The organism is Betaproteobacteria bacterium, assembly GCA_016791345.1.
Lineage (GTDB): Bacteria > Pseudomonadota > Gammaproteobacteria > Burkholderiales > JAEUMW01 > JAEUMW01.
The window spans coordinates 1-5,422 of the sequence record JAEUMW010000075.1 but is presented as its reverse complement, the minus strand read 5'-3'; the positions used below and the strand labels follow the sequence as shown (position 1 = coordinate 5,422).

The following is a 5,422-nucleotide window of genomic DNA, read 5'->3' as shown; positions in this document are numbered from 1 at the left end:
CGCACCGCAGGCAGCGGCGATCACGCGCGCGTCGGCACCCTGCGAGGCAGCCGGCGTGTCCACGATGACGTACGCAAACCTGCCGAGCAGATCCCGCAGCAGGTGCGCAAACGCGGAGCGCTGCAACAGCTCCAGGGGATTCGGCGGCGGCGTGCCCGCCGGCAGCACGTGAAGACTCGGCAGGTGGCGCATCGGCTGTACGACTCGGGGATCGGCCCGGCCGGCGAGCACGCTCGCGAGCCCCGGCATTCCCGTTTCGACGCCGAACAGGGTCTGCTGACGCGGGCGCCGCAGGTTGGCGTCGAGCAGCAACGTGCCGCCGCCGTCCAGCTGGCTGAACGCGACGGCGACATTTGCAGCGACGTAAGTCCTGCCGTCGCCGATGTCCGGACTCACGATCGCGAGCGCACATGGCGGCATGTCCTGCGACAGAATCCCCATCATGAGCTGGGTGCGCAGTTCACGGAACGCCTCGGCTTCGCGGCCGAACGGCTTGGTCGCCACCACCAGCTCGGGGCTGCCTGGTGCACCTTCGGGTGCGACCGGGTATTCGAACTGCTGTGCAACGGCCCACTCGACGTCTTCACGACTGACGAGCTTGAGCGCCACGGCGGCTTCGCCGAAACACACGCCGCGACTGCGCTGGTGGGCGAGAATCTCACCGATCTGCTGTTCGGTGATCATCTTGGCGTCGCGCATGATGCGCCCGAGCGGTCGCTCGGGTCCGACAGGTTTCGTCTCGTCGGCAGCGACGACGCTGCCGGGCCTTTCCCCCAGCGGGATGAATCTTGGGCGCGAGCTCATCAGATGGGTGCTCCACTCGTCGCGGCGCCGGTGCGCCGCAGGCCTGGCAGCGGCCGGCGATTGTCGAGGATCGAACGCGTCCGCGTCCTGCCCTTGCCTCCCCTGGGAAATGTCGCTTTCGGCAAGGTCAACATGAGCGGCTGTCCGAGTTCGATTTCGATGTCGGCGTGAGTGCGCACGCGCCGGTCGCGCATTTCGCGCACGAGCGCATTCGCCAATCCCAGCAGCATGCCGAGCACCATCGCTGCCGCCAGGTTGCGAAGGAGGCGGGGCGAGGACGGTGTCGCCGGCTCCGTGGCACGCTTGAGCACCGAAACGTTCGTGCTCGTGTTCTCGCTTTCGACGCCGGTCTCGACGACGTGCTGTTCCATGGCGCTGTAGGCAGTCTGAGCGATTTCCACGTCCCGGCGCAGGAGTTCTCCCTCGTCGCGCAGGCCCTGCAGCTTCAGGACCTTCGCCCGCTGCTCATTGAGCAGTTTCTCCATGCGGGCGATCTGCGCCTGATTCACGGTGGTATTGACGCTGACGCTTCCGGTCGCGCGCGCGGTGGCCGCCTGCAGCTTGCTTTGCACCTCGGCGAGCCGCGCCCGCTGCTCGATCAGCTGCGGGTGGCGCGGGCCGTAACGCGACGTCAGCTCCTTGAGCCGCGCCTCCTCGTTTGCCACCGAGGCGGAAAGCTGCGAGACGAGGGGGTTGCTGATCACCTCGGGCAACTGGTCTTGACGCGCCCCCCCGGCCTGCGCGCGCTTGCCTTCGTTTTGCGCAGCGCTCGCCTGAAGCTCGACCAGCTGTGTCGTCAGATTGGCGAGGCGCGCCGTCTCGACGTCCATCCGGTCCGGCGACACGAGGATCTGGTTGGCTTTCTGGAACCGCGAGAGACGCCCCTGCGCAGCTTCGAGATCCTGGCGCAGACGCTTCGCGCGCTCGTCGAAAAAGCTCTTGTAGGCACGTGCGGGCTCGACCTTGAGCTCCAGCGTGGTGTCGATGTACGACTGCATGAAGGCATTGGCCACGGCCGCCGCCTGTGCCGGATCCTTCGACGAATACGCGATGTCGATGATGTTGGAGTCGCGCGCTGCAATGACGTCGAGTTGCTTCTGCAAGAGTACGGCGAGCCAAGCCTCGAAGTCGCCCTTGCCTTCGGTGTCCTCGATCCACGCCGCCTTGAGTTCGGCATCGTTCTGCAGGCCGAGGGCGCGGATCGCGCCGCGTGCCACCCGCTCGCTGGTCACCACCTGCACCTGTGTCGTCATGTAGCTGGGTGCCAGCATGCCGGTGACGACCATGGGTGTATTGGGGCCACCTGCTGCGCGGTCCGGCGTGCGCACATCGAGCACCACCGATGCCGTCCCCGTGTAGCGCTTCGGCAGCAGAAGGCTCACGGTGAGGACTAGGAACACAACACCTGCAAACACGATGGCTATCGAGCGCCAGCGTGCAGTCAGGATGACCAGAAACTGCTCGATCGTCATGGGCATCTGCATACTCCCGTGGTCCTGTCCATCGAAGCGTTCGCCGGAGCGAACCCGATCGTGCCTATCCAAATTCCGCTGCGTGCCGTGCTCGCCTGCGGGCTGCTGCGCTCGCTGCCCGGGGCGGCACTAATGGCTTTGACCAAGCACTCCCCCGATCTCGGCAACGCCCATCCGCAAGGCGTTTTCGGCGTAGGCGGCGAGCAGGCTCGCACTGAACCGGTGCTCGCCGAACCTGCTCCTTGCCTCGTCGCGCGCCGCCGCACCGATGCGTGCGCGCAATCCGGGATTGTCGAGAAGCGTGGCGATGCGTTCGAGCATGGCGCGCTCCGAACGACACAGGAAACCCGTCTCGCCATGCCGAATCACACCGCGGTGGTGCGGGCTGTCGGCAACCACGCACGGCAGACCCACCGCCATCGCCCGCGCGAGGAACAGCGGGAATCCCCGCGTCGCACCGGGAGCCGCGTAGATCCAGGCGGAGGCGAGACGCGATGCGCATTCCTGCTCGCTCGTGACATCGAAGACAGCGACATTCGCCGCCGTCAGTCGCTGCCGCACGCTCGCGTCCACCGTCCCGAGCCAGTTGAAACCGACGCGCAGATCCCCGCCGAGCAGCACGGCGAATTGCGCAAAGCGGGCAACACCGCGCCGGTCCTGACCGCGCCCGCCGGTGACGATGAGCGGCTGGCGGGCCTCGTGGCGGCGAACCTTGTGAAAAACCTCCGCCACCGGATTTTCCACGACTGCAACCGATTCCCACTTCTCGAATGCGAAGGCTTCCCGTGGCACGGTGACGATGGCCGCGTGCGGAAGCGGGCGAATCAACGGACGAATGAGCGAAGGAGCGAGCACGCCCATCGTCCGCATCGATCCTAGGGACCGAGAGCCATGTGGCGAATAGAGGATCGGCAGTTGCAGTCGCGCCGAACGTACCGCCCCGGCCCCGACCAGGCACGGCAGCAGGCCATGCAGGTGCACGGCATGCAGCGGACCGCCCTCCAGAGACACACGGCATGCTCGCAGCACCTCCCGCCACTGGTGGATCGGGTTGCGCGTGCTCGGCGCGAGAATCACTTCCACGGATTCGTGGATGCGCGCCAGATGGCAGCGGTAGCGTGCATCGTCGATCATCACCACGGCCTGCCTCACGCCAAGCCGTGCCAGCGCGCTGGTCGCCGGACCGAGGAAGCTGAACACCTCGTCGGTCACGCGGCCGACGACGTGCACGACCCTGCCGGTGAGGGTGTCGGGCCAGCGCGGCTCGCAACGCTTGCCGGTCGTTCCGTGAAACGCTTCCGGTACCGGCAGTACGTTGGCCGTCACCAAGCGCCCTCCCCCGCCACGACGGTACGGAAGGTCCTGAGCAGGATGCTGAGATCGAACCAGAACGAACGCTGCTCGACATAGCGTCGATCCAGCGCAACGCGTTCCTCGTAACTGATGTTGTTGCGACCGCTGACCTGCCAGAGCCCGGTGATCCCGGGACGAACGCTGAGATAGTGCCAGCGAATCCGGCCATAGCGCGCGAGTTCCGCCACGGTGATCGGCCGCGGCCCCACAAGATTCATCTCACCGCGCACCACGTTCACCAGTTGTGGCAACTCGTCGAGGCTGGTGCGCCGCAGAAAGCGCCCGATGGGTGTGATGCGCGGGTCATCGTTCAGCTTCTGGCTGTGCTCCCATTCCGCGCGCGCGGCGGGATCACCCCGCAGCACTTCATCGAGCACGCGCTCCGAGTCGCGAACCATCGTGCGAAACTTGATGCAGCGAAAGAGCTTGCCGTCGCATCCCACCCGATAGTGTGCAAACAGTACCGGCGCACCGTCGTGCCGCCAGATGAGGAATCCGATCGCGAGCAGGAGCGGACTCAACAGGATCAGCAGCAGGAGACCGACCAGCCGGTTCCATGGCATCAGCATGTCACGGTCGTGCTGCAGCAGGATGCCCGGCTGCCTGCCCTCGAAGGTATAAGCTACATATGCGGCAACGTTCAACGCTTACCCCTGCCTTCCCTAGTTGTTTTTAAGCAGACCGGTCAGCCAAAACGCACGTACGAAATAACCCATAGGTTACAGGGTATTATTTCTTTATCTTCATCTTCTCTGTCAAGCAGAAATTGGCCGATTCGGCCGCAACGGGCGCGGGAGTGATGCAAGTCTGGGAGACGGGGCAGATGGTGGGTCACTGATGACCCATCTTCATGTCGAACATGGGGAGCCCGGAGGGCTGCGAGGAGGTCGGATGCGAGGTGTCGCACACTGGTGCCGCGCATGTTGCTCACACCCGGCGTCCCAGCAACTTCGTGTAGAGTCACAGGCGCAGGAAGGATCATGCGTAGCGGCTCCTTTTCCTCGCGGCGCGCCGAAGAGCGACGACCTCACGTGCAGTTGCGCATGATCCGTGCCGACGGGAGCAGCGGTGTATGCGTCGACTTCGTGAATCGCCCGTGCCACAGGGATTGCCGACGAGATCACGATGGCTCTGCCGCGCGGATAATCGATATGTCGTTGCGGATTCCTGCCCACGTTTGGTGCGAATGCACGCTCGCAAAGCAAGTGGATGTCGAGACAGTGTTCGACGACATGACATACGCAAGCACTTTCACGAGTGCGGAGAAGCTCCGTGTTCGAGGTGAGGCTCGGGCATAGATGTCGGACGTGATCGCGGAGTGCGCGCTTTGCAGCGGCGCGGGAGGCATCGTGCTCTGGCGCGACGATCGCCTGCGTGTGGTGCTCGTGGACGAATCCGACTACCCCGGTTTCTGCCGCGTGATCTGGCACGCGCACATCCGGGAGATGTCCGACCTCGCCGCGCAGGAGCGCGGTCACGTCATGGCGGTGGTGTTCGAGGTGGAGGCGCTGCTGCGCGAAGTACTGAACCCGGACAAGATCAATCTGGCGAGCCTGGGCAACCTCACGCCGCATTTGCATTGGCACGTCATCCCGCGCTGGCGCGATGATCCGCAGTTTCCCGGGTCGATCTGGGGCGAGCGGCTGCGCGAGCCGCCCGTGCGAGCGTCAGCCGACCTCGATGCGACGCTGCGCGCTCGCCTTGCCGTCCGTCTCGGACGCATCGTCAGCACGTAGCGCGACCGGCCGGCGTGGTTCATCGCGCACGCGTGCCGCCGGAAACACCACGCTGAA

General features: G+C 65.3%; 5 protein-coding genes. 1 reads left to right on the top strand and 4 read right to left on the bottom strand.

Going from position 1 to position 5,422, the window contains the following annotated elements:
* From JNK68_02885 to JNK68_02870, 4 genes are all read right to left on the bottom strand, one after another.
* Nucleotides 1-804: tyrosine protein kinase (locus tag JNK68_02885; GenBank protein ID MBL8539298.1), on the bottom strand; the 804-nt coding region annotated here is incomplete at its 3' end.
* Nucleotides 804-2,282, bottom strand: a complete 1,479-nt coding sequence (gene epsF, locus JNK68_02880) for a chain length determinant protein EpsF (protein MBL8539297.1) — start codon at nucleotides 2,280-2,282, stop codon at nucleotides 804-806. The genes JNK68_02885 and epsF, both read right to left, overlap by 1 nt.
* A 123-nt stretch (nucleotides 2,283-2,405) precedes the next feature.
* Nucleotides 2,406-3,602, bottom strand: a complete 1,197-nt coding sequence (locus tag JNK68_02875; GenBank protein MBL8539296.1) for a glycosyltransferase — start codon at nucleotides 3,600-3,602, stop codon at nucleotides 2,406-2,408.
* Nucleotides 3,599-4,198 (bottom strand): sugar transferase, encoded by a 600-nt coding sequence (locus tag JNK68_02870; protein MBL8539295.1) that lies wholly within the window; start codon nucleotides 4,196-4,198, stop codon nucleotides 3,599-3,601. The genes JNK68_02875 and JNK68_02870 overlap by 4 nt, the downstream gene beginning before the upstream one ends.
* Nucleotides 4,199-4,927: 729 nt before the next feature.
* On the opposite strand from JNK68_02870, the gene JNK68_02865 reads away from it, so the two are divergent.
* Entirely contained in the window at nucleotides 4,928-5,365 is a 438-nt protein-coding gene (locus JNK68_02865; protein ID MBL8539294.1) for an HIT family protein, read from the top strand.
* The last annotated feature ends 57 nt before the right edge of the window (nucleotides 5,366-5,422 follow it).

Bases quoted from the DNA above. Each gene is read 5' to 3' on its own strand.
- epsF (MBL8539297.1), bottom strand. From the start codon at position 2,282: ATGCCCATGACGATCGAGCAGTTTCTGGTCATCCTGACTGCACGCTGG.
- JNK68_02870 (MBL8539295.1), bottom strand. From the start codon at position 4,198: ATGCTGATGCCATGGAACCGGCTGGTCGGTCTCCTGCTGCTGATCCTG.
- JNK68_02865 (MBL8539294.1), top strand. From the start codon at position 4,928: ATGTCGGACGTGATCGCGGAGTGCGCGCTTTGCAGCGGCGCGGGAGGC.